At 59.6% G+C, this 21876-nt stretch carries 21 protein-coding genes; 19 read left to right on the top strand and 2 right to left on the bottom strand.

What is annotated here, in order from left to right:
- Nucleotides 1–10: 10 nt before the first annotated feature.
- The 9 genes from GIV26_RS09240 to GIV26_RS09200 are packed head-to-tail and all read left to right on the top strand — an operon-like array spanning nucleotide 11 to nucleotide 10513.
- The gene (locus GIV26_RS09240; protein WP_236280190.1) at nucleotides 11–1540 is read left to right on the top strand and encodes a sigma-54-dependent Fis family transcriptional regulator; all 1530 of its coding nucleotides are present in this window, start codon (nucleotides 11–13) and stop codon (nucleotides 1538–1540) included.
- Between the two features lie 35 nt (nucleotides 1541–1575).
- Entirely contained in the window at nucleotides 1576–1707 is a 132-nt protein-coding gene (locus GIV26_RS09235; RefSeq protein ID WP_034126102.1) for a hypothetical protein, read from the top strand.
- 10 nt (nucleotides 1708–1717) lie between these two features.
- Nucleotides 1718–2911: a type VI secretion system-associated FHA domain protein TagH gene (gene tagH / locus GIV26_RS09230; RefSeq protein WP_236280188.1), complete on the top strand. Its 1194-nt coding sequence runs from the start codon at nucleotides 1718–1720 to the stop codon at nucleotides 2909–2911.
- Nucleotides 2912–2916: 5 nt separating this feature from the next.
- The gene (gene tssJ, locus GIV26_RS09225; protein WP_198862091.1) at nucleotides 2917–3402 is read left to right on the top strand and encodes a type VI secretion system lipoprotein TssJ; all 486 of its coding nucleotides are present in this window, start codon (nucleotides 2917–2919) and stop codon (nucleotides 3400–3402) included.
- A gap of 1 nt (nucleotide 3403) precedes the next feature.
- Nucleotides 3404–4732 carry a type VI secretion system baseplate subunit TssK gene (gene tssK, locus GIV26_RS09220; protein WP_236280186.1) on the top strand — a complete coding sequence of 443 codons (1329 nt, stop codon included), beginning with the start codon at nucleotides 3404–3406 and terminating at the stop codon, nucleotides 4730–4732.
- Between the two features lie 5 nt (nucleotides 4733–4737).
- Nucleotides 4738–5598, top strand: a complete 861-nt coding sequence (icmH, locus tag GIV26_RS09215) for a type IVB secretion system protein IcmH/DotU (protein ID WP_236280183.1) — start codon at nucleotides 4738–4740, stop codon at nucleotides 5596–5598.
- Nucleotides 5599–5613: 15 nt separating this feature from the next.
- On the top strand, nucleotides 5614–8949 hold the full coding sequence (tssM, locus tag GIV26_RS09210; protein ID WP_236280181.1) for a type VI secretion system membrane subunit TssM: 3336 nt from the start codon (nucleotides 5614–5616) through the stop codon (nucleotides 8947–8949).
- Nucleotides 8950–8951: 2 nt separating this feature from the next.
- Nucleotides 8952–9674, top strand: a complete 723-nt coding sequence (locus tag GIV26_RS09205; RefSeq protein WP_127880628.1) for a PP2C family protein-serine/threonine phosphatase — start codon at nucleotides 8952–8954, stop codon at nucleotides 9672–9674.
- Nucleotides 9671–10513 (top strand): serine/threonine-protein kinase, encoded by an 843-nt coding sequence (locus GIV26_RS09200; protein WP_080757681.1) that lies wholly within the window; start codon nucleotides 9671–9673, stop codon nucleotides 10511–10513. Before GIV26_RS09205 ends, GIV26_RS09200 begins: the two co-directional genes overlap by 4 nt.
- Before the next feature lie 8 nt (nucleotides 10514–10521).
- On the opposite strand, the gene GIV26_RS09195 is transcribed toward GIV26_RS09200, so the two are convergent.
- Nucleotides 10522–10851, bottom strand: coding sequence for a DUF6388 family protein (locus tag GIV26_RS09195; RefSeq protein WP_054898536.1), 330 nt, complete (start codon nucleotides 10849–10851; stop codon nucleotides 10522–10524).
- A gap of 11 nt (nucleotides 10852–10862) precedes the next feature.
- Nucleotides 10863–11117, bottom strand: coding sequence for a hypothetical protein (locus GIV26_RS09190; protein ID WP_236280173.1), 255 nt, complete (start codon nucleotides 11115–11117; stop codon nucleotides 10863–10865).
- A gap of 344 nt (nucleotides 11118–11461) precedes the next feature.
- On the opposite strand from GIV26_RS09190, the gene GIV26_RS09185 reads away from it, so the two are divergent.
- From GIV26_RS09185 to GIV26_RS09140, 10 genes are all read left to right on the top strand, one after another.
- Nucleotides 11462–13531, top strand: coding sequence for an EAL domain-containing protein (locus GIV26_RS09185; RefSeq protein ID WP_236280171.1), 2070 nt, complete (start codon nucleotides 11462–11464; stop codon nucleotides 13529–13531).
- Between the two features lie 399 nt (nucleotides 13532–13930).
- Nucleotides 13931–14926 carry an HOASN domain-containing protein gene (locus tag GIV26_RS09180; RefSeq protein ID WP_072448390.1) on the top strand — a complete coding sequence of 332 codons (996 nt, stop codon included), beginning with the start codon at nucleotides 13931–13933 and terminating at the stop codon, nucleotides 14924–14926.
- Nucleotides 14927–14965: 39 nt separating this feature from the next.
- Nucleotides 14966–15952 carry an HOASN domain-containing protein gene (locus GIV26_RS09175; RefSeq protein ID WP_060764836.1) on the top strand — a complete coding sequence of 329 codons (987 nt, stop codon included), beginning with the start codon at nucleotides 14966–14968 and terminating at the stop codon, nucleotides 15950–15952.
- Between the two features lie 29 nt (nucleotides 15953–15981).
- Nucleotides 15982–17415 carry an adenylosuccinate lyase gene (gene purB, locus GIV26_RS09170; RefSeq protein ID WP_236280169.1) on the top strand — a complete coding sequence of 478 codons (1434 nt, stop codon included), beginning with the start codon at nucleotides 15982–15984 and terminating at the stop codon, nucleotides 17413–17415.
- A complete protein-coding gene (locus GIV26_RS09165; protein WP_236280167.1) occupies nucleotides 17415–18863 on the top strand; it encodes a class-II fumarase/aspartase family protein in 1449 nt (482 codons plus the stop codon). The genes purB and GIV26_RS09165 overlap by 1 nt, the downstream gene beginning before the upstream one ends.
- Before the next feature lie 38 nt (nucleotides 18864–18901).
- A complete protein-coding gene (locus tag GIV26_RS09160) occupies nucleotides 18902–19975 on the top strand; it encodes a class I SAM-dependent methyltransferase (RefSeq protein ID WP_014718237.1) in 1074 nt (357 codons plus the stop codon).
- 110 nt (nucleotides 19976–20085) lie between these two features.
- Nucleotides 20086–20415, top strand: a complete 330-nt coding sequence (locus GIV26_RS09155) for a hypothetical protein (protein WP_003191756.1) — start codon at nucleotides 20086–20088, stop codon at nucleotides 20413–20415.
- Between the two features lie 96 nt (nucleotides 20416–20511).
- Nucleotides 20512–20958, top strand: coding sequence for a GNAT family N-acetyltransferase (locus tag GIV26_RS09150; protein WP_034126087.1), 447 nt, complete (start codon nucleotides 20512–20514; stop codon nucleotides 20956–20958).
- A 4-nt stretch (nucleotides 20959–20962) separates the two neighbouring features.
- Nucleotides 20963–21223: a hypothetical protein gene (locus GIV26_RS09145; RefSeq protein ID WP_236280165.1), complete on the top strand. Its 261-nt coding sequence runs from the start codon at nucleotides 20963–20965 to the stop codon at nucleotides 21221–21223.
- Between the two features lie 401 nt (nucleotides 21224–21624).
- Nucleotides 21625–21873, top strand: coding sequence for a DUF1652 domain-containing protein (locus GIV26_RS09140; RefSeq protein WP_003191753.1), 249 nt, complete (start codon nucleotides 21625–21627; stop codon nucleotides 21871–21873).
- The last annotated feature ends 3 nt before the right edge of the window (nucleotides 21874–21876 follow it).

The following is a 21876-nucleotide window of genomic DNA, read 5'->3' as shown; positions in this document are numbered from 1 at the left end:
AGTGCAGCCCATGACCGATAACCTGCTTGGTAAAGAGGCCGACCCGCTGGTTTATGTCGACGCGCTGTCTGCCTGTTTCACACGCTTGGGGGTCGAGCGCGATGAACATTCGTTACTTGAAGGATGCGTTACCGGGGCGGCACGGCTGAGCCAGTGTGAGCTCAGCCAATTGTATCTGCTGGACGAAGTGACCGGCCGGCTTGAACTGACCGCTCAAAATATGGCCCAGATACCATCGCTCTCCGTTGCGCCTGCGTGTCCCGATCAGCCCCACCAAGGGCTGCTGCACGACACCTTGAACCAGGGCTCTGTCCTGAGTCTGGAGGATGTGCAAGACAGTGGGTATGACACCCGCTTCCTCCCGGCAATGGCGATACCCTGGCGTGCGCTATTGATCGTGCCGCTGCTCAGCCGATGCAAACGTATGACCGGTGTGCTGGTCTTCGCCCGCCAGCAGTCGGTCCAGTTGCGAGGCTACGCCTCATCCTTGGGGCATTTGGGCAGCTTCGCCTTGAATCAGTTACTCGCACTGCGCGATATCCAGCCCATCGTTGGCACAAAGCGCAGATGCTACAAACCGTTGGCTGGAACATATGGCTTGATTGGCACCAGTGCGGCAATGGAGCAGGCGTGCCGGCTGATCAGTAAAGTGCTGCACACGTCTTATACCGTGCTGCTGCACGGTGAGACCGGCACTGGCAAGGAAGTGGTGGCCCGTGCCATCCATGCCGCCGGGCCGCGCAAGGCCAAGGCCTTTGTCGTGCAGAACTGCGCAGCGTTCCCGGAAGGGTTGCTTGAAAGCGAACTGTTCGGCTACCGAAAAGGCGCGTTCACTGGCGCCGAGCGCAATCACGCGGGGCTGTTCGACGCTGCGCATGGCGGTACGTTGCTGCTGGATGAGATCGGCGATATGCCGCTGTCACTGCAAGCCAAGTTGCTGCGGGTATTGCAGGAGGGCGAGGTTCGCCCACTGGGCGCCAGTGCAGCCCATAAGGTTGATGTCCGCATCATTGCTGCCACCCATCGCGACCTCGCGGCGATGGTTGCCGAGGGGCGCTTTCGCGAGGATCTCTATTATCGGCTTGCTCAGTTCCCCATCACTCTACCGGCCCTGCGCGAGCGAGACGGCGATGTACAGCAACTGGCGCGCTATTTCACGGACAAGGTTTGCGAAGCGCTGAAAAAGTCACCTGTCGATTGGTCGAATACCGCCCTTGATCAACTTTCCAGCCACAGCTTCCCCGGCAACATACGCGAGCTCAAATGCCTGGTGGAGCGCGCCGTGCTGTTGTGTGACGACAGCGTGATCCGACCGGAGCATCTGGCGCTGCCAATGACACTGACGCCAGCCGCTACCGATGAAGCGACCCTGCGCCAGCGCATGGAACGAGTGGAGCGCACGTTTTTGCTCGATTGCCTGCACAAGAATCGCGGTAATCGCACCCGTACGGCACGGGAGCTAGGGGTTGCCCGGCGTACGCTGCTCTACCGTCTTGCCCGCTTGAACATTCCCTTTGGCGATGCCAGGGAAGAACGCTGAATGACGCACCTTATTTTCACTATGGGAGAAAGCCGATGCCTGATCGTCCATGGCACATCGTCGTGCTTGTACTGTTTTTGCTGGGTGGCTGTAACGCCAACTATGTATTCGATGACGCTGAGTACCATCCTGTGGGTGACCCACAGGCGATCACTCGTGGCCGCTGAATGGAGGGTCATGAAGATGCAGCTTGTGTTTGAGATCTGCGCGCCCGAGAGCGAAAAGAACGTGCCCCTGGACCGCAAAGTTTTTGACGTGAGTGGTGGCGTGATCGGCCGCGGCTCGGAATGTGATTGGGTAATACCTGACGCCAGCCGCGTGCTCTCCAGCCACCATGGACTGGTCGCCTACCGCGAGGGCCGCTATTTCCTCACGGATATCAGCCGCAACGGAATCAGGGTGGCAGGGAGTCATGAGCGCCTGCGCAAGGGGCACGCGCGATTGATCAGTGATGGCGAAGTGTTCGATCTGGGAGCGTTGGCGATACGTGCGCGCTTGCTGGAGCCACCGCAACCTGCTGGCGGCTTGCAGGCCGCCTCGGCAGTAACGATCCCTGAAGACGCCTTCCTCTCGCTGGGCCCTTCGCATCAGTTGGACCTTGATTGCCGTATGCATGCCTTTTCGCAGGATCTGGAGGCATTGAACGAGTCCGCCGATGAGCAGCAAGTGTGGACGGATCGCTACGGGGCTGACCGGGAGCACGTGGTCTTCCCTCGTCGGGAAGAACCCGCGGTAGAGGTTGCTACGGTACAGGCAGCGATGACTGTGCCGACTGATGACGAGTTCTGGCCACAATTTGCAGCAGCCTTGGGCCTGGACCTGAATACGCTCGATCAACCGGGTCGGCAAGCACTGGCGATCAAGGTGGCGCGCTTATTTCGCCTGACGATCGAAGGGTTGCAACAAAGTTTGCGCACCCGTGACGAATTGAATAACGAGTTGGATACAGCGCCGTTCGGCAGCCATGGTGTGGGCCTTAATCCCTTGAAAGCGTGTAGCGACATCGATGCTGCGGTAGCTGCGATGTTGGATATAAGTGCGTTAGGCCAGATGCCCGCTGTACGGGCTATCACCCAGGCTCACCGGGAACTGCAAGCGCATCAGGTCGCACTGTTGGCCGCCTGTCGAAGCACCTTGCGCAACGCCCGTGCGGCCTTTGAGCCCAGCTATCTGTTGGGATGCTTCGAGTCCTCGGGCAAGTCGGTCGGGTTTTTCTCGGATGGTGGGCATTGGCGTGCGTACCAGCGTCATTACCAGCGTCTGGTGGCGCAAGAGCGATTGAATGATCGTCCTTTGGGGGGCGACTTCGCCAAGGCCTATGAGGAGCAGGTGCGCCTGATCTCCAGCCTGCATATTGATTTTCCAGGATAATGCTCATGTACCGAGTCACCCTTGCTTTGCTGTTGCTCATGTTCGGGCTATTGACAGGTTGCAGCGCCGCCTCGCCTTTTTCTAAGCTGACCAAGCTAGACATGGCGCTGACCGCCAGTGAACTCGTCAACCCGGATCTGCATGGCCGCCCCTCGCCAGTTGTGGTGCAGTTGATTGAACTGCGCCAGGGCGTCGCTTTTGAACATGCCGACTTCTTCGGTCTGTATGGCAATGCGCAGCAGACGCTGTCCAAGGACTGGGTAAACAGCGACGAACTTGAATTGCGCCCTGGGGACCGCCTGGAGCTCAAGCTTCGTATCGGACCTGACAGTCGTTTCGTGGGGGTGCTGGCGGCTTATCGAGACCTGCCCAATGTCCAGTGGCGGCTACTGATCCCGCTGACCGTGCAACAACGTAACCGTGCTGATCTGGTATTGGATCAGACCGGTATACGCGTTGCTGGCTCACTCGCCGGCCTGGAGGCGCAGTGACATGCAGGCTCAGAAAGTTATCTGGCAAGAAGGCATGCTGTTGCGGCCACAGCACTTGCAGCACAACGACCGTTATTATCATCAACAACTCACCCAGACGCGCTTGTTGGGCAGTGATACCTGGGGCTTGCTCACGCTGGAACTCAATTTGCAGTACCTCAAGCTGGGCAAGCTGGTGGTCAACCAGGCCAGCGGCGTTTTGCCGGACGGTAGCCTGTTTGAGTTGAGCCCCGGCATGGAACCTCTGGTGTTGCAGGTACCCACCGACACGGGCAGACAAGGCGTTTTCCTGGCGCTCCCGTTGGCCAGTGGCAGTCACCTTGAAGTTCGCCAGCCAGGACAGAGTGATGTGCTGGCACGCTACGTCAGCTGCGAAGTGGAAGTGGGAGATGCCAATGCGGGTGTGGATACGCGTTGCCGGATCAACTGCGCACGTCCCGACTTACGTCTTCTGTTGGGCGAACACCCGCATGACGAGCACTTCGTCAAACTCAAGATTGCCCAGGTACTGGACGCCACCGACGAGGGGGGAGTGAACCTGGATACAGCGTTCATCCCTACGTTCATTTTCGTGCAGGAGCATGGGTACGTGGCGTCGTGTCTCAAGGAGGTGATCGGCCTGCTTGTCAGCAGGGGCGATGCCATCGCTGCACGTATTCGTGGCGAGAGCACGAACGCAGGCACACAAATCGCTGACTTCCTGATGCTGCAAGTAATCAATCGTACCGAGCTGGAGCTGCGCCACTGCCTGAGCCAGGCCCGGGTGCGGCCCGAAGCAGTGTTCCGTGCGCTGGTGTCGCTGCTCGGTGAGTTATCAACGTTCGCCAGTGACAGTAAGCGTGCGCAGTTGAACGTTCATTACCAACACGGTAATCAGGGCGCCAGTTTTCGTGGGCTGATGGAGCAGGTGCGCTTGGTGCTGTCTGTGGTGTTGGAGCAACAGGCGATCAAGTTGGCTTTGCAGCCGCGCCAATATGGCGTCCTGGTATGCCCAGTCAGCGAGTTGAAATTGCTTGGTACGGCCACCTTCATTTTGGCGGCCACTGCGCAGTGTGAGGCGCAGGAACTGCGCCAGCGTCTGCCGGCACACCTGAAAGTCGCGCCGGTTGAGCGCATACGTGAATTGGTCAACCTGCACTTGGCCGGTATCAAGGTCACGTCGTTGCCAGTGGCGCCGCGACAGATTCCATTTCACGCCGGCAAGACCTACTTCATGCTCGATATGAGCGCTCGTGATATCGCACAACTGGAGCAGTCAGGTGGTTTCGCTTTCCACGTAGGAGGTGAGTTCACCGGGCTTGAACTTGACTTCTGGGCCATCAGGAATTGAACGCCATGGAAAGTGAATGCACTCAAGATGAAAAAACCGTCTTGCTTGACCGGGAAAGTCATGGGCCTGCCCAAGGACCATTAACGGACTTCCCGTCGCCGCCGCGTTATGAGCAGTTGGAAGATCGGATGATCTACGCCGGCCTCAGGCTCGATACGCAAAGCTTCCAGGTTGGGCTCAACCCTATAGTCGACGCAGCCTGGGCGGTATTGTCCGAGGTTGTAGGGCTCAGGCGCTGCTCTGGCCGTGAAAGTTGGGACACGCTCAACGAGCGGTTGTCGTTGGCTGTCAATCAATTTGAAAACCACGCTTTGCAGGGCGGCGTGGAAAGCAGCCAGATAATATCGGCGCGTTATGTGTTGTGCAGTGTGATTGACGAGGCGGTCTTGATAACTCCGTGGGGGGCGCAGAGCGAGTGGTCGAAAAAGAGCCTGTTGAGCCGCTTTCATAACGAAACCTTCGGGGGCGAAAAAGTTTTCCAACTGCTGGAGCGGCTGTCGCGCGACCCCCTCAAGCACCTGGCGATGCTGGAGCTTTTGTACCTGTGTCTATCTTTGGGGTTCGAGGGCAAATACCGGGTCATGGAGCGGGGCGCGTCACAACTCGAGGCTGTTCGTGATGCCTTGTATCGCCAGATCAGGCATGTACGTGGGGAACCGCTGAAGGCGCCGCTACTGCCTGCCATACAGGGGAAGGACCCGCACAAGCGGATCCGTGTCATTCCCGTCACCTGGTGTGTGGCATTCACCCTGAGCTGTTTGTTGGCTCTGTATACAGGATTTGCCTGGGTACTGAGCAAGGAGCGATCGAATGCACTGCAACCCCTTCAATTCTCGGCGTCGGACCTGATTCGTACGCCATTGTAAACGCTGGAGCAATGAATGAGCGCATTCTTCAAGAGGATGGGCGCCGTGCTGGGCAGGGTTTGGGTTTGGAGCCTCCTGCTGGCGCTTTCCTGTGCGGCACTCGTGTGGTTTTTAGGGCCGCTGTTGGCAGTGGATGACTATCGTATCTGGCAGGGGACGACTGCTCGCCTGCTTACCATCAGCATCGTGTTTTTACTGTGGGGGCTGGTGATAGCGCTTACGGATACTGGTAGTGCTACCAGGCGCCAAAGGCCCCCGCGTCAGCAGCCGTTGAAGTGGGTCGAGGATGAGCGCCGTCAGGTAAGCGTTCGATTCAAAAACGCTGTGCATCTGCTGAAAACATCCAGCCATTATGGCGTGCATAACGCACGGTGGCGCCATGATCTGCCGTGGTACCTGTTGATCGGCGAGCCGGGCAGTGGCAAAACGCAGTTACTGGCTGCCGCCGGCTTGCCGTTGGCGCTCGACCCTGCCCAAGGGCGACCAATGGGCAGTAGCACTCATTGTGAATGGTACTTTGCCGCCGCAGGCATACTCGTCGACACGCCGGGGCGCTACCTTACCCAGCCTGACAGCTCAGTGGATGCCGCAGGTTGGGCAACCCTGCTCAATCTGCTCAGATGGCGGCGCCGAGTGCGTCCGCTGAATGGTGTAGTGGTGACGCTGTCGGTCGACACGTTGTTGAGCATCAACGAGTACGACCTGGATCATCACGCACGCCGTGTGCACTCACGTTTGCAGGAGATTCAGCAGACGTTGCATGTGGATGTGCCGATCTACCTGGTTTTGACCCAGGCCGATCGGTTGTCGGGATTCGCTGAGTTCTTCGACCTGCCTCACGCAGAGAGTGCTGACAGCTTGCTCGGGCAGCACTTGGACGCCCATGTCGAGGATACTGACACTACGCAGGTTCGCCGGGCGGTCGAGCGATTGTTACAGCGCTTGAATAGTGAGCTGATCGGGCGATTGCACCAGGAGCGCAATGTCGAGCGCCGGGGGCTGATGCTGGGATTCCCCCAGCAGGTGGCACGAATAGGTGAACGCGTGAATCTGTTCGCTGAAATGGCGTTTTCCTCTCATCGCTACCAACCCATCAATGGTCTGCGAGGGATTTTCCTGACCTGCGCCGATGGCCGGCACCCGCGATTTGTGCAGGGCCTGTTCAGCCAGGCAATCTTTGCCGAAGCCGACCTCGCTGGCTTGCAGGCCGAGGAACGACAGCGAATCCGTTGGCGCCAGGGGTTGCAAGCGATGGCCGTAGCCTTGGTTATTGGCGGTGTCGGCGGGCTGTGGTGGCACAGTTATGCCGTCAACCATCAACGACTGGCGCAGTTGGCGGCACTGGTAGCTCTCCCGCCACTTGGCTCGCAAGCCAGCGATGACAGCACGGCGCTGTTGGCGCTGTTGGATGCGCGGCTGGCGGCGACCCGGGTTTTTCCCAGGTCGGCAGATGTGCGCCTGGTCGAGCATGTTGGGCTGTATCAGGGCGAGCTGAGTCGGCCCAGTGTCGAACACGCCTATGAGCAGGCACTGCACCAGCAATTGCTGCGTTGGATAACCGCCCAACTGGACGAGCAGGTATATGCCAGCCTGGGAGATCGGGACCGGCTATTGGACAATCTGCGCGCGTATTTGATGCTCAACTTGCGCGAGCGCCGTGAGACTGCTTGGCTGGCACAACATATGGCGAGCCTCTGGTCGGAGCGTTTTGCCGGGGACATGTCGACACAAAAGCGCCTGAATGATCACTTTGCGCGGCTGCTTGAGCGTCCGTTTGTCGTGCCGCTCAACGAGGAACGGGTGGCTCAGGCTCGCGAAGCACTGAGGGGCGAGTCATTGGCCGACGTGGTGTATCGGGTACTGCGCGAACAAGCCCGCGACCTGGAACCCTTGCGCTTGGCCGAAGGCAATGTATTCGCTGGTATCGCCCCCTCCGTACCGGGTTTCTATACCAAAAGGTATCTGCAGTACTTTGAGACGCAGGGCCCGCGGTTGGTTGACACCATTGCCCGGGATAACTGGGTGCTCGGTGAGGGTACCGACCTGGGCCATCAAGATCTGAGTCGGCTGATGGCGCAATTGCAGCAGCGCTATTTCAGTGAATATGCCGATGCCTGGAGCGATGTTCTCGGCCGTATCACGCTGCAAGAGACCGACAGCCTACGCCAGGACGCCGAGCAGCTCATGAGCCTGACTTCGGCCCAGTCCCCTTTGATTCGGTTGTTGCAACAGTTGCGTGAAAACACGCGTTTGCTGCCAGGTCATGAGCTGCTCGATAAAGCAGTGCAACATCCCGCAGACGTGGCCAAGGCGGCGCTGGTGGCTGGGACTGATGCTGCGCGGCGGGCGCTGCAACAAAAATTCGAGCCTTTGCATCAATTGCTGGATGAGCAGAACAACCCCGGAGCAGAGCTGACCCAGGCTTTGCGTCAGTTGGATGAACTGCACTTGCAACTGACGGCATTGAACCGTGACAGCGCACCCGAGCAGGCAGCCTTCCTGCGTGCCCGGCAGCGTATGGAGGGGCAGCAGGATGTGCTGGGTAGCCTGCGTGATGCCGCTGCGCGTCTGCCGCTACCCGTTGCCGGCTGGCTTGAGGGCCTGGCCGACGAGAGTTGGCGGCATTTGCTGGAGCAGGCCTATGTGCACGTCAACCAACGCTATCAGAGCGATGTGCGTAGCCCTTACGCCAAGGCAATTGGACGACGTTACCCGTTCCATGCCAACGCGAGCAATGACGTAGCCCTTCATGATTTTCAGGAGTTCTTCAAGCCACGAGGGGTGATGGCGCGCTTTTATGAGAACTACCTGCGGCCTTTCATCAGTGTCGACGGCACTCGCTACCGATTGCGTGGGCTGGATGACCAGAGCTTGCCGGTTTCGCGTTCGCTGTTGGAGCAATTGACAAAAACCCAGGCCATACGCCGCGGTTTTTTTACCGAGGACACGGAGGAGTTATCTGTGCGGTTTACCGTGGCGCCCTACAGCCTGGACCCATCGATCAGTCGTGCGATTCTGCGCGTGGGTGACCAGCAATTGGAATATCGCCACGGTCCCATCGTGCCCGTGGCGTTCCGTTGGCCCACCGATGCAGACAATGGGCGCAGCAGTCTCGTCCTGGAGAAAGGCACCGAGCAGCGACCCTTGGGAATCGAGAAGAACACAGGGGCTTGGTCACTGTTCCGGTTTCTGGACCAGCTGCAGAGAGAACCCGCCAGTGGGCAAAATGCTCAGGTTTTCAAGGCAGACCTCGCCGGCCTGCGCGTCAATTACCTGCTGACCAGCCAACGCACGCCTGTCCCGTTTGATGTGGATACGTGGCGCACCTTTCGCTTGCCGGAGCAACTGTGAAGATGGCAGCCCCCTGGCGCAGCGCTGGTCGTACACAGCAGGGGCAGGCGCGGCTGCGCAACGAGGATGCATTCCTGGACGACCCGCGCCGCAGCTGCTGGGCGGTTGCGGACGGCATGGGCGGGTATCGCAACGGGGATGTCGCCAGCCAATGGGTAATCAGGCAGTTGGCAGCCGTGTCGGCTCAGGGCAACCTCGATCAGCGTATCCAGGCCGTTCGCAGTTGTTTGCAGGGCGTCAACCAAGGGTTGAGGCGTGCATGGACAGAACCTGGCGCACCTGGTGACGCGACGATGGGCAGTACCGTAGTTGCACTGCTGCTGGAGAAAGGCCGGGCGGCTTGTCTCTGGGCGGGAGACAGTCGCTGCTATCTATGGCGCGGGCAGAGTCTCTACCAATTGTCGAAGGACCATTCGTTGCTGCAGCGGCTCATGGACGAGCGTCACCTCAGTGCCGCGCAAGCCCAGGCCTACCCCGATGCCAGGGCCTTGACCCGAGCCGTGGGCGCGGGTTCGCGGTTGCACCTTGAGGCATTGGAACTCAGTACCCGCCCAGGGGATGTATTTTTATTATGCAGTGATGGTTTGTATCAGGCCCTCAGCCATGTGGACCTGGGACGAGCGTTGAGTATGCAAACGCCCCAGCAGGCAGTGGAACGGCTATTTGCAGGGGCGTTGCGCAGGCCGGTACATGATGACCTGACCGCGGTTGTCGTGCAGCCTTGAGCGCGTCGCCACAAGCCTTGCGTCTGCTGGTTGGGCGTTATCACCTTGAGCATGTCTTGGGCAGAGGGGGGATGGGCGTTGTGTACCGTGCGCGCGACCTGCTGCACGAGCAATTAGGCGAGCGCTGTTCGAACGTGGCGCTCAAGCTGGTGGACGAATCCATTTCCCAATGTCCCGATGCGCATGTGTTGTTGTACAACGAGTTTGCGTTGACCCGCAGCCTTCGGCACGACCGCGTGGTACGGACGTTCTCGTTCGAAGTCGACACACACAGCCAGGTCGCGTTCTTCACCATGGAGTTGTTGCAGGGGCTGACCCTGGACCGTCTGCTGCTGGAATGCCCTTATGGGTTGCCCTGGCGCGAACTGCAACCCATCGCCGTGCAGTTGCTGGATGCCTTGGTCTACACCCACCAGCAAAACGTGCTGCACGGTGACGTCAAACCAGCCAATGTCATGGTGGGCGAGGAGGGCGTGCGCTTGTTCGATTTTGGGCTGGGCCATGCCGCCGGGCAGGCTGGGGTGGGTTTGCCGAGTGTCAGCCGCAGTCGTTTCAATGCCTGGACACCTGCCTACGCAGCCCCGGAACTGTTGGCCGGCGGGGCGTTGACCGCGGCCGCCGACTTGTACGGCGTGGCCTGCATCCTATACGAACTGGCCCATGGCAAGCGCGTTGGCGAACGTTGCGCAATGGACCGGCTGTCCCGGCCTGCGCAGTTGCCCAGGCATTGCTGGGCGGCGTTACAGGCTGCGCTCGCGGTGGACCCGCAGCACCGAAGCATAACGGTCGCCGAGTTGCGCCAAGTCATGGGGCGCAACCGGCCACGCTGGCGCTTGTAGGGAAGAGGTCAAACGGCCAAGCCGTGCAACTGGCAGTACTCCAGCCAGTCCATGCCCGCCATCTGTGCGACTTCTTTATGCACTTCACGGCGCTGGGCCTCGAAGACTTCGGTGGAATCGGCCGTCAGCTTGAGGGTCAATTCCCAGGCGAACAGCTGTTGCTGTTCAGCGTGTGCCTCGAAAGCCTCATGCAGGCGTTCAGCGCGATACTGCGCCAGGGTTTCGCCCCTGGCCTGGGCTACCAGCGGGTTAAGACTGTCCAGCTCGGCAGCGACCTGCGGTTGTTCGCGCAGAAATCTGTCCAGTGCAAGCTGATAAGTATCGTTAGGCGTCGACACAGATAGACACCTTAACGAGAAGGATGAGAGCTGCTCTCGGACGTGCGTGCGTTGAGGTGATGGCGGGCACGCTTGCGCGACCTGCGTCGCATCCAGTTCTGCAACGGCGCCAGCAAGAAAAACATCAGATAGGCGATCAGCACCAGCGTCAGGTCTACCCAGGTTTCAGCCACAGGCCCGGTAAACAATTCAATGACGTTCTTGATCACAAACAGCAACACCACGCTGCACAACCACAGCACAATGGTGACGAATAGAGGACGCATGTTACTTGAGCGCTTGTCTTGCATAGTGAGGTTCTCTCCTTTGGCCTGTTGTCGTTCCAGGCAAGATTCCCTGAGTGCGTACCCATTATCAGACAGGTTGTAACATCGTTTAACACGCACAAACCGTGCGGATGATACCGACTCAGACAGCCTTAGGGGATGATTCAAGTCAGAAAGTTCGATAAATCTGTAGGGATTTAGTCTAGCAGCCAAGCATTCACTGGTAAAAAGCCGGGCTGGGACGGGGATAAAGGCTTTCGCTTCGGCTATCAGGGCGTGTAGCGTTAGCGGTGTTTCCGGCCGCTGATCTTCAGCGGCAGTCGGTGACAGGCAGAGGACGGCCCATGGCGCACACCCTGTTCAAACTTTTCCTGACCCAGCGCCTGGCGGTCCTGGCCAGCACGGAGTCGTTGCGTGCGATTCGTGAGGGGCTGCTGTGGATTCTGCCGTGCCTGTTGGTGTCCGCCGGCTTCCTGATTCTGTCCGAATGTGCCCTGGCGCTGGGGTTCGATCCCCAAGTGGTGAGTTTCCTGGCGGGGTTGCATAAACAGATCAGTTCGGTGATCCCACTGCTGGTCGCGGCCTCCATCGGTTATATGTTGGCGATTCAACACCGTCTGCCACAGCTGCCGGTTGCCTTCCTGTGCCTGGCCCATGTGGTGGTCGCCACCTTCGTGCTGCGTGATTACCCGCGTGCTTCGGCCACGTTCCTGCTGTTTATTGCCATTGCTTCGCCCTTGATCAATGTGCCTGCCATTGCCTGGCTGCACCGCTTTCGCTGGACACGCCTGGTCAACCAAGACCTGGTCGGCCATAACCTCAAGGGCACCATCAACATGGTGATACCCGGCGCACTCACGGCCTTGTCGTTGGTGACAATGTTGTCGTTGCTGCTGTTGATCCCCCATGTGGCGCAAATCCAGGGGCCGCAGGTGCTTGATGCGTTGCAGACGCCTTACGGCAGCGGGTTGTTTGTGACACTGATGAATTCGCTGCTGTGGTTCTTCGGCATTCACGGCGTGTATGCCATGCAGCCGCTATTCGATGCCCTGGACCAGGCCGTGGCGCTCAATGGCGCAGCGTTGGCGGCGGGGGAGCCGGTGCTGTACTTGCTCAATAACGGCTTGCTGGGCAGTTTTGCGTTTATCGGTGGTTCGGGGGCAACCTTATGCCTGCTGCTGGCGATCCTGCTGTTTTCCAAAAGCCAGTCCATGCGCTTGCTGGCGGTAGCGAGTTTGCCGTTGTCGTTATTCAATGTCAGCGAGGTGCTGTTGTTCGGTTTGCCGATCATCCTCAACCCGCGCCTGTTTATACCGTTTCTACTGGTACCGGCGTTCAACGCGATGGTGGCGTTGATGGTGGTACAACTGGGCTGGGTGTCGCCGGCGGTGGCCAGCGTGCCGTTTACCGCCCCGGTGCTGCTCAATGCATACCTCAGCACCCACGGCGACGTGGCGGCGGTGGTGTTGCAGATCGTTCTGCTGGGGGCCGGCACGCTGGTGTATGCGCCTTACGTGAGAGCGATTCACCGCCAGTCCAGCGATGGCGGCACGGTGTATCTCAAATCTTTGGACATGACGTTTCGCGCCCTTGAGGAAAAAGGCCGTCTGCTAGAGTTCGACCCGGTGCTGGCCACCCACCAGACATTGGCCCGCCAGGCCGCTGAGTTGAACCGCATCCAGCAGATCAGCGATTACGAGTTCTATCTTGAGTTTCAACCCCAGGTCTCCACCCGTACCGGTTTATGCACCGGGTGCGAGGCGCTGATGCGCGCCCGGGACAGCCAGGGCACGGTGCATTCGCCGTGGGAGTTCCTGCAATGGCTGGCGCACGCCAGGCTGATGCCGGACGTGGATGTGTGGGTGGCATCCCAGGCCGTGCGCCAGTATCAGAAATGGCAGAAGATGGGTTTTGAACTGCCGATGACCATCAATATTTCCAGTACCACACTAAAGGACGCCGCCTATGGCGACCGCCTGGTGGAAATTCTTGGCCAGGCCCGTGGGCAAGTTTCAGTGGAAATTACCGAAGACGCGCTGGTCAGCGACATCCCGGCCACCCGCCAGACCATCCAGAAGTTGCAAGCCATGGGGGCCAAGGTCTATCTGGATGATTTTGGCACTGGGTTTTCTGCGTTGAGCTATCTGCACCAGTTTCCTGTGGATTTCATCAAGATCGACCGCAGTTTTGTGGTTGCCCAGCACGACCCTAAAGGCGCCCAGGTGCTCACCGGTATGTTGCGCTTCTGCGAGGCCCTGGACCTGGGCGTGGTCGTGGAAGGGGTTGAGACGGCTGAGCAATTGGCCTTTTTGAGTAACGGGCCTGAGTTGTTTATCCAGGGCTGGTATTTCAGCAAGGCGCTGCCTGGGGATCAGTTGCCGCGCTTTGTGCTTGAGCGCAGGGCGTTGGTCTGATGACCGACCCTATCTACCTGGCACCCCGATCCAACTGTGGGCGCTGGCTCGTCGGCGATGACCATAGGTACCTACACAACTTTGGTGCGACGCTGGACCTGTGGCGAGTGAGCTTGCTCCCGTGACGGACTGACAGCCGACGCTGATCTAACTGACGCACCGCGATCTAACTGTGGGAGCTGGCTTGCCTGCGAAGACGGCCTGACAGCCGATACAGTTGGATCGTGTACATATCCATTCTTGCGGTAACGGCTAATTGGGGCTCCGCCCTGACGCCATCACCTCCCATCGCCAAGCCTTGAAAGAATTTTCCTACAGGTGTTGACCTTGCCACTACGGGAACCTTTAGGCTTTTTTCCGAGTATGCCCAACCACAAAAACAAGATTCAGGGGTTATCAATGGATACTGCTACCCTGCAACAACGCTCGGATTCCGATCTGTTCACCACCGCCTCGCGGCTGATGACGAATGCCTTGGAACCCGGCGCCAACTACACCCAGGTCACCCGCGCGCTGGAAGCGCTGCTCGCACTGACTCGACAAGGCCTGGCGGGAGACGCTGGCGCCTACGCGCACTACCAGTCAGCCTTGCTGCAATTGCACATTCCAGGTGACCCGCGCACCGAGCCGACCCGGCGCTGGATGGCCAGCGAGGTCTACCGCGTCGAAGATGAGTTCGCCGCCGACGTGCCGGGCTTCACCGCGTTGCCGGTGGACGAGTTCCGTCAACAGGTCGACGCTGAAATCGCCGCACGTAGCCGGGTCAACCACCCGATGTCGGTACACCTGTTCCAAGGTACGCCGCCGGTGCAGGATGTGCGCTTCTTCCTGGAGCATCACTGGACCCGTTCCTACAACTTCTACAGCCTGCTGGCCGAACTGGCCTTTCGCTTCGAAGCCATCGAGGACGCCTCGGTGTTTTACCGCAACCTGTACGGCGAAGCAGGGGCTGAGACACCGGAGCGTTCGCACCCGGCGATGCTCGCCCATCTGATGGAGTATTTCGATATTCCGCTGGCCATCGACTTTCCCGCGCTGCATCCGCTGGAAAAGGCCTACCTGAATAATCGTATTCGCTGTGTGCGCCACACGGATGTCGCCTGGGGCCTTGCGCTGCTGTATGCGGTGGAGTCTGTCAGTTGCGTCAACCATCGGCGCATCTACGAGCTGTTGCAGCGCCTCGACGTTCCAGAGCAGCCCAGCGAATTCCACCGTTTGCATGGCACCCAGGATGAGATCGACACCGAGGAAATGTGGGCACTGATTGCCAAGTTCGCCAGCGAGGAGGGCTTTCAGCGCACGTTCATGCGCGCACTCAAGCGCCACTTCGAAATCAACAAAGCCTACTTCGACAGCCTGTGGCAGCAGATGCAGGCCCAACGCCTGTCTGCCTGAACGACCTGCGATCCGAAAACAAAAATAATGGAGCACATGATGAGCCCACGTAATTTTTCCCTGCCGCAATTGCAGAATATTCACACGGCCGAAGCCCGTCTCTTGGCGGAAGCCTTGAAGCCGGACGCGACGTTCAATCGCATCGAAATTGCCGCCAATATGCTGCGCGCCCTGTGCGAGACCGGCCAACGTGGCGACGCCGCGAATGCAGCGCAGTGCCAGCAATTGCTGTACATCCTGTCGCTGAGCGATGACGTGGCCACCGCCTCGACCCGGCGCTGGCTGGCCAATGCCGTCTATAGCGTGCAAGAGCGTTTCATGCCGTCAGCCGACCTGGCATCACCCTTGTCCGAGGCTGGTTTCCAGCAACGCCTGGAAGAGCAGATTGCCGCGCAGTCGCGGGAAAACCATCCGATGTCGCAGTATGTGTTTGAAGGCAAAGCCTCTCGCGAGCAACTGCAGGTGTTTCTGCGTCACCAGTGGTTCCGCACGTACCGCTTGTACCGGGATGCCGCCGACCTGCTGGTCAACCTGACCGACGTGGACGAAGCGGCCGCCCTGGCGCGTTATCTCTACGGCGAGTTGGGCGAAGAAGACGAGCGGCGCTCCCACCCCCGCCTGTTAGCCAAGCTGCTTGCCGCCGTGGGCCTGAATGCCGATTTCGAGGCGCTCTCGACGATGCCCGAGGAAATCGCCTACCTCAACAACCGCGCACGCTGTTTCCGCAACCCCGATGTCGGCTGGGGCCTGGCGGTGTTCTACATCACCGAACTGGTGGTGCCGGGCAACCACGGCAAGCTGTACAACGCCCTGCGCAACGCGGGCTTGAGCCAGGATGACGCGGAGTACTACGAAGTGCATATCAGCCTGGTGCCGCCGCGGGCCAAGCGTGAATGGGCGCTGATCTCACGGCGTATTCCGGACCTCGGGTTTCAGAATGCGTTCCTGACGTCTTTGGCCGAGCACTTCCGGCTGGAGCGGGCTTATTACGATGCAGTCTGGGAAGAAGTACAACGCGTGAAGTAGCCCTCCCTGGACAACCCGAGTAACCCGACATGCCAAGTCATATCACTGAATCCCGTATCCACGGGGGCGCTTACTCGTCCCCGGAATTTGCTGCGATCTTCTCTGATGCCAATCAGGTGCAGAAGTGGCTCGATGTTGAAACAGCGCTGGCGGCGACCCAGGCGCAGATGGGCCTCATCCCCCACGAGGCCGCCCGGGAGATTGCCCGGGTAGCCAGCGTGGAACTGCTGGACCTCGACGCGTTGGGGCGCGAAGGCCTGGAAACCGGGCACATCCTGGTGCCGACCCTGCGCGCATTGCAGGGGTTATGCGCCGATGGGCTGGGCGAATACGTGCATTACGGCGTGACCACCCAGGACATCCTCGACACCGGGCTGATCCTGCAAATCCGCGATGCCTGGGGCCTGGTGATGCAGCGTTTGCGCGGGATCCGTGGGCATCTGCTCACGCTCGCCCTGCGCCATAAGCACACGCCGATGGTCGCCAGGACCCATGGTCAACACGCTTTGCCCACCACGTTTGGCTACAAGGTGGCGGTGTGGGTCGATGAGATTGATCGACACCTTGAACGCTTTGAAGAAGCCTACGCCCGGGTGATGGTCGGCAACCTGACCGGCGCCGTGGGCACCCTGGCCGGGCTTGGCCCGCAGGGTTTGGAAGTGCAGCGCCGTACCCTGGAAAGCCTCGGCCTGTCGGCACCGTTGAGCAGTTGGCACAGCGCCCGCGACCGCATCCTGGAAGCAGCGTGGTTGCTGGTGCAGGCGTCGGCGACGTTGGGCCGTGTCGCCAATGAGATCTACCACCTGCAGCGCACCGAGATCGACGAAGTGCGCGAGGGGCGGCGAGCCGGGCAAGTGGGAAGTAGCACCATGCCCCACAAGCAAAACCCATCGACCGTGGACCTGATCAGCGCGCTGTCGCGGCTGGTGCGCGCGCAGATGGTCGCGCTGACCGACGCCGCTTTCCAGATGCACGAGCGTGACGGCACCACCTGGCGCATCGAATGGGCGGCCTTACCCGAGCTGTTCATTTACGCCGGTGCGTTGCTCGCTCGTATGGAAGGCTTGCTGCAGGCTGGGCTGCAGGTGCGTGAAGCGCGCATGCGCAGCAACCTGGACTTGTTGGGCGGGCTGATCCTGTCGGAGCGCGTGATGCTTGCGCTGGCGCCTCGGTGTGGCAAGCAGACGGCCCATCACCTGGTGCACGACATCGCCCAGCAGGCCCAAGACGCGGGCGTTTGCTTTCGCGACGCGCTGCTTGGCGACCCTCGGCTGCGCGGTTGTTTCAGCGCGCAAATGCTCGATGACTTGCTTGACCCGACAGCCTACACAGGGCTGGCGGCCGAGATGGTCGATCTGGTGGCAACTAAAGCACGACCTCGCGCTTCAGGCGATGGCGCTGAAGCAGTGATGGCAACCCAAGGCAATACCAATCAGTCCCTGTACGCTACGGAGGGTATGTGATGGATGCGCAAACATTGGAAAAGACAGCCCGTGCGTCTTGCACCGCACGTTCGGACCACCCGGGCTTTGATCATGACGGCGAGCAATGCCGTCACGAACACAGCCACATCCTCGATTCGAAAACCCACGGTTCGGGTTATGCCGGCCCGCAGAGCCGCAAGATCTTCTGCAGTCATTGTCGCCTTCAACGTTGGCTGGACGTGGAAGCTGCGCTGGCCATGGCCCAGGCCGATGTCAACATCATCCCGCGCGAGGCGGCCCTGGAGATCGAAAAGGCCGCGTTGCTATCGGGCATCAATGTGCGCCAACTGGCCGAGGGCGTGGCTGCCACTGGGCATTCGCTGATGCCATTGCTGAGCGCCCTGCAAAAAAATTGTAGCCCCAGTGCCCGTGAATACGTGCATTACGGCGCTACCACCCAAGACATCCAGGACACCGCCCAATCCCTGGAGATGCGCGATGTGCTTGATGCGATGGATAAGGCCCTGGAGACTTTGCTGGGCAAGTTGTCGACCCTGGCCGATGCGCACCGTGACTCGCTGATGGTCGCCAGGACCCACTCGATTCCCGCTTTGCCGACCACCTTCGGGCTGAAGGTCGCCGGCTGGATCGATGAGCTGTTGCGCCACCGGCAGCGCTTGGCCGAAGCCCGCCAGCGTGTACTGGTGGTGCAACTGTTCGGCGGGGTCGGCACCATGGCGGCGTTCGGCCCGGACGCCATGCCGATGCTGGAGCGTTTTGCCCAGCGCTTGTCGCTGCAAGTGCCCCTGACGGGCTGGCATGTGTCCCGTGACCGCGTTGCGGAGTTCGTCAGCACCCTGGCCATGGTCACCGCCTCGTTGGCCCGCGTAGCCGATGAAATCCGTACGCTCAATCGTTGGGAAATCGCTGAAGTGGAAGTGGGCTGGAGCGACCAGCAGATCGGCAGCAGCACCATGCCGCACAAACGCAACCCCGAAGGCTGCGAGCAGGTGGTGGTGTTGGCACGGCTGGCCAAGGCCCAGGTCATGCTCGCGCTGGACGCGATGATTCTTGAGCATGAGCGCGATTACCGCGGTACGCGGTTGGAGTGGTGCGCGGTCGCGGACGTTTCCCACTATGCGCTGATGGCGCTCTCGATTCTGACCGAGACCATCGAGGGGCTCACCGTGAATGTGCAGAAGATGGAAAGCACCGCCCAGGCCTATGGCGATGCCATCTGCACCGAAGCGGTGGTGTTCGAAATGGCGCGCAAGCTGGGCAAGAGCAGCGCCTACCAGATCATCTTCGAAGTGTCCCAGGCCAGCCAGCGCAATCACGTGTCGATCCGCGAGGCAATCGAGGCCGATGCGCGGGTGCTTGCTGTCATGAATGATGGCGCCCTGGCCCGGCTGTTCGAGCCCCGTACTCACTTGGGCATGTCCGAACGCATCGTTGACAACGTGCTGGCCAAACTCGCCGGCCACTGATCCCTTAACAGATTTGCATATTCATCAAGGAGCGACAGATGTCCAACGTTATGGAAGTTGATAAAGCCAAGGTCCAGCAATTTTCGGCGCGCATCATGGAGGATTACGGCAACACGCTGCGCGGCGCCATGCTCTACATCGGCGACCAGCTCGGTTTGTTCAAGGCGTTGGCCGACGGCCAGGCGGTGACCCTGGAAGAGTTGGCGCACAAGACCGGCTACAACGCACGTTACTTGCGCGAATGGCTGGGCAGCATGGCCACCGGCAATTATGTGACCTACGACGCACAAACCCGCCGCTACCAAATGCCCGCCGAGTTTGTGCCGGTGCTGGCCGATGAAGATTCGCCGTATTTTGCCGGTGGCATTATCCAGCTGAGCGTGCCGTTCGTGAGCATGGCGCCCAAGGTCATCGAGGCCTTCCGCCATGGTGGTGGTTGCGCTGAAGAGGCGTTCCCGCTGGAAACCTGGAAAGGCATGGAGCGCATGACCATGCCCTGGTACAAGCACTACCTGGTCCAGCACTGGATTCCATCCCTGGACGGTGTTGAGGAGAAGCTCAAGACCGGCGGCAGTGTGCTGGATTTCGGCTGCGGTGCGGGCCTTGCAGCGATCACCATGGCCAAGGCCTACCCCGAGGCGCGCATTGTCGGCTGCGATTTCCACCTGCCTTCCATCGAGTTGGCGCGGGCCAACGCCGAGGCGGCTGGTGTGGGTGACCGGGTGCAATTCGAGGTGAACGACTCCGATGCCTTGCGCGGCCAGCAATTCGACTTCGTGACCACCTTTGTGGTGATCCACGATGCCACCGACCCTCAGCAGATGCTCAAGGATTTGCGCGCCGCCACGGCCGAAGACGGTACCTACCTGATGGTGGAGCTCAACCTGTCCGAGGAACTGCACGAGAACATGAACCTGTTCGGGCGCGTCATGTACCCGCAGAGCACCCTCTATTGCATGACCTGTTCGCTGTCCCACGGTGGGGCAGGGCTGGGGGCGTTCATGGGCGAGAAGCGTGCCCGCCAGATGGCTGAGGCAGCCGGGTTCAGCCGCTTTCGTAAAGTGCCTTCGCAGTGGCCACCGATGCCGGCGCTGTTCGAACTCAAGCCTTGATAGGAAGCATCCGCGAGTCGCTTTGCGCAGTAAGGCAATTTAATGGCCCCTTTGTAACAAAATCCTCGCCAAAATCACTTTTATTTTCAGGTGGTTAGGTGAGGATGCAAATGCGCTCTGTGGGAATGATGCTGATTGCCTGCTCCCTGGCCGGCGGCGCGACTGTCGCGCAGGCCAGGGAATTGCGCGAGGGTGACAAGTACATGTGCAGTTGGGGCGCAGGCACGGCCGCCAGGGCCCAGGAGCTAAAGTTATCCGGCGTTTCGCTATACGCGGCCCGGCAGAAGATCCAGACCCTCAAGTTCAGCAAATCGTGGATGCGCATGATGGCCATGGGCATCACCGAGCAGACCTATGACAGCCGCTCAAGGCTCAAGCCCGAGGCGATTCGTCAAAGCTTTTACCAGGATTGCCTGCGCTACAAGGTCGCGCGCAAGTAATCCGTAGCCCGCACCAGCCGTGGGGCCTTTACAAATCCACGACAAACCCCGTGTGAGTATTTGCATACAATTGCGCACTTCTTGATGGAGGCGGGTATGCAAGTGCTGATTCGAACGGCGACACCTGATGACGTCGACACGCTGTGCGCGATTCGCACCTCGGTGGTGCAAAACCACCTGAGCCTTGAACAGATGGCTGGCCTGGGGATTACCCCGCAGGTATTGAGCGATACGTTGCGTGCAGCACCTTGCGGCTGGATCGCGGAAGTGGACGGCCAGGCGGCGGGGTTTTCCATGGTCGACCTGGATGAAGGTGAAGTGTTCGCAATGTTCGTGCTGCCCTCGCACGAGAAGCTTGGGCTGGGCCGTCAACTGATGGCGGTGGCCGAGGCGGCCCTGTTTGAGCACCACGACACGCTCTACCTGGTGACTGATGGGCGTGATGAAATCCGCGCCAATGGGTTCTATCAGCGCCTGGGCTGGTCCGTAGTGGGGCCGGTCGATGGTGATGACGTTCGTTATGAAAAGAGCAGGGCGCCATAAGGCCATGAATGCCCCAGAGCCTCCATCGTCCAACGGCTTGCGCTACCTCGCGGTGGGTGTGCTGGGCATCGCCGTGCTGCTGGGGTTCTATTTCATTCAACTCAACGCCAAGGTCGACCGCCAGCGCGAAGAGGCGGCTGAACGCCTGACGCTGTGTCGTCATCTGGAGGCCGTGGTGGGCGCCACTGCTTCCAGTCGTGAGGCCCTTCAAGACACATGCAAGCAGTTAAGTGAACAGTTACTTGAAAGCGCTACGCCCGATTAATAACCATTTTTTATACAGGGACTTACTGTCGTTACTTGCACCAAAAAGTAGCACGACTACTGCCTTCTACCTTAAAAAATATGTGGTTATTGAATGACTTACGACGCTTTCAATCCGACGAAAGGATTAAAATAATCTTGTTACATGTTTTTACAATCGCTACTATAGCCGGGCGTTCACCTCCCACGGTTTATGCATTTTTAAATCCCAAGTTTCCATCAGCTACTTGGGATTTTTTTTGCCCGCGATTTAATCTCGGCCTGTCGTTCATGGCCGGTGACGCCCTACTAAAGTGAGGGCTGGCTAACACTTTTGCATTAATTGTCCGGCGACCGGCAAAACCTTATCTATGCTGCTTGCATCACCTCAATCGGGTAGAACCCAGGGACGGGGGGCTGATCATGATTTCCATCACCGAATTCAACCGCATCATGGCCTCAGGCTTCCTGCCGCTTGCGTGTGAGTGCTGCCTCAATAGTGACGGCTCGCTGCGCATCAGCGTGTTCGAGCCTGCGTCCGGTCGTGTCGACTTGCTGCTGACCCGCGTATCACCCGAAGGCCTGGACAGCATCCGTGCCATCTCTAACCTGATTGGTGAGTTGCGTACCGAGATAAAGGCCGGGCGCCGTGGGTTTGCTGCGGTAGGTTAAGGG

The sequence above is a fragment of the Pseudomonas sp. PA-1-3F genome (assembly GCF_021609665.1).
GTDB lineage: Bacteria > Pseudomonadota > Gammaproteobacteria > Pseudomonadales > Pseudomonadaceae > Aquipseudomonas > Aquipseudomonas paracarnis.
The sequence above is the reverse complement of the archived record's forward strand: the minus strand, read 5'-3'. Positions and strand labels throughout refer to the sequence as shown.

Bases quoted from the DNA above. Each gene is read 5' to 3' on its own strand.
- GIV26_RS09240 (WP_236280190.1), top strand. From the start codon at position 11: ATGACCGATAACCTGCTTGGTAAAGAGGCCGACCCGCTGGTTTATGTC.
- GIV26_RS09235 (WP_034126102.1), top strand. From the start codon at position 1,576: ATGCCTGATCGTCCATGGCACATCGTCGTGCTTGTACTGTTTTTGCTG.
- tagH (WP_236280188.1), top strand. From the start codon at position 1,718: ATGAAGATGCAGCTTGTGTTTGAGATCTGCGCGCCCGAGAGCGAAAAG.
- tssJ (WP_198862091.1), top strand. From the start codon at position 2,917: ATGTACCGAGTCACCCTTGCTTTGCTGTTGCTCATGTTCGGGCTATTG.
- tssK (WP_236280186.1), top strand. From the start codon at position 3,404: ATGCAGGCTCAGAAAGTTATCTGGCAAGAAGGCATGCTGTTGCGGCCA.
- icmH (WP_236280183.1), top strand. From the start codon at position 4,738: ATGGAAAGTGAATGCACTCAAGATGAAAAAACCGTCTTGCTTGACCGG.
- tssM (WP_236280181.1), top strand. From the start codon at position 5,614: ATGAGCGCATTCTTCAAGAGGATGGGCGCCGTGCTGGGCAGGGTTTGG.
- GIV26_RS09205 (WP_127880628.1), top strand. From the start codon at position 8,952: ATGGCAGCCCCCTGGCGCAGCGCTGGTCGTACACAGCAGGGGCAGGCG.
- GIV26_RS09190 (WP_236280173.1), bottom strand. From the start codon at position 11,117: ATGCGTCCTCTATTCGTCACCATTGTGCTGTGGTTGTGCAGCGTGGTG.
- GIV26_RS09185 (WP_236280171.1), top strand. From the start codon at position 11,462: ATGGCGCACACCCTGTTCAAACTTTTCCTGACCCAGCGCCTGGCGGTC.
- GIV26_RS09180 (WP_072448390.1), top strand. From the start codon at position 13,931: ATGGATACTGCTACCCTGCAACAACGCTCGGATTCCGATCTGTTCACC.
- GIV26_RS09175 (WP_060764836.1), top strand. From the start codon at position 14,966: ATGAGCCCACGTAATTTTTCCCTGCCGCAATTGCAGAATATTCACACG.
- purB (WP_236280169.1), top strand. From the start codon at position 15,982: ATGCCAAGTCATATCACTGAATCCCGTATCCACGGGGGCGCTTACTCG.
- GIV26_RS09165 (WP_236280167.1), top strand. From the start codon at position 17,415: ATGGATGCGCAAACATTGGAAAAGACAGCCCGTGCGTCTTGCACCGCA.
- GIV26_RS09160 (WP_014718237.1), top strand. From the start codon at position 18,902: ATGTCCAACGTTATGGAAGTTGATAAAGCCAAGGTCCAGCAATTTTCG.
- GIV26_RS09155 (WP_003191756.1), top strand. From the start codon at position 20,086: ATGCGCTCTGTGGGAATGATGCTGATTGCCTGCTCCCTGGCCGGCGGC.
- GIV26_RS09150 (WP_034126087.1), top strand. From the start codon at position 20,512: ATGCAAGTGCTGATTCGAACGGCGACACCTGATGACGTCGACACGCTG.
- GIV26_RS09145 (WP_236280165.1), top strand. From the start codon at position 20,963: ATGAATGCCCCAGAGCCTCCATCGTCCAACGGCTTGCGCTACCTCGCG.
- GIV26_RS09140 (WP_003191753.1), top strand. From the start codon at position 21,625: ATGATTTCCATCACCGAATTCAACCGCATCATGGCCTCAGGCTTCCTG.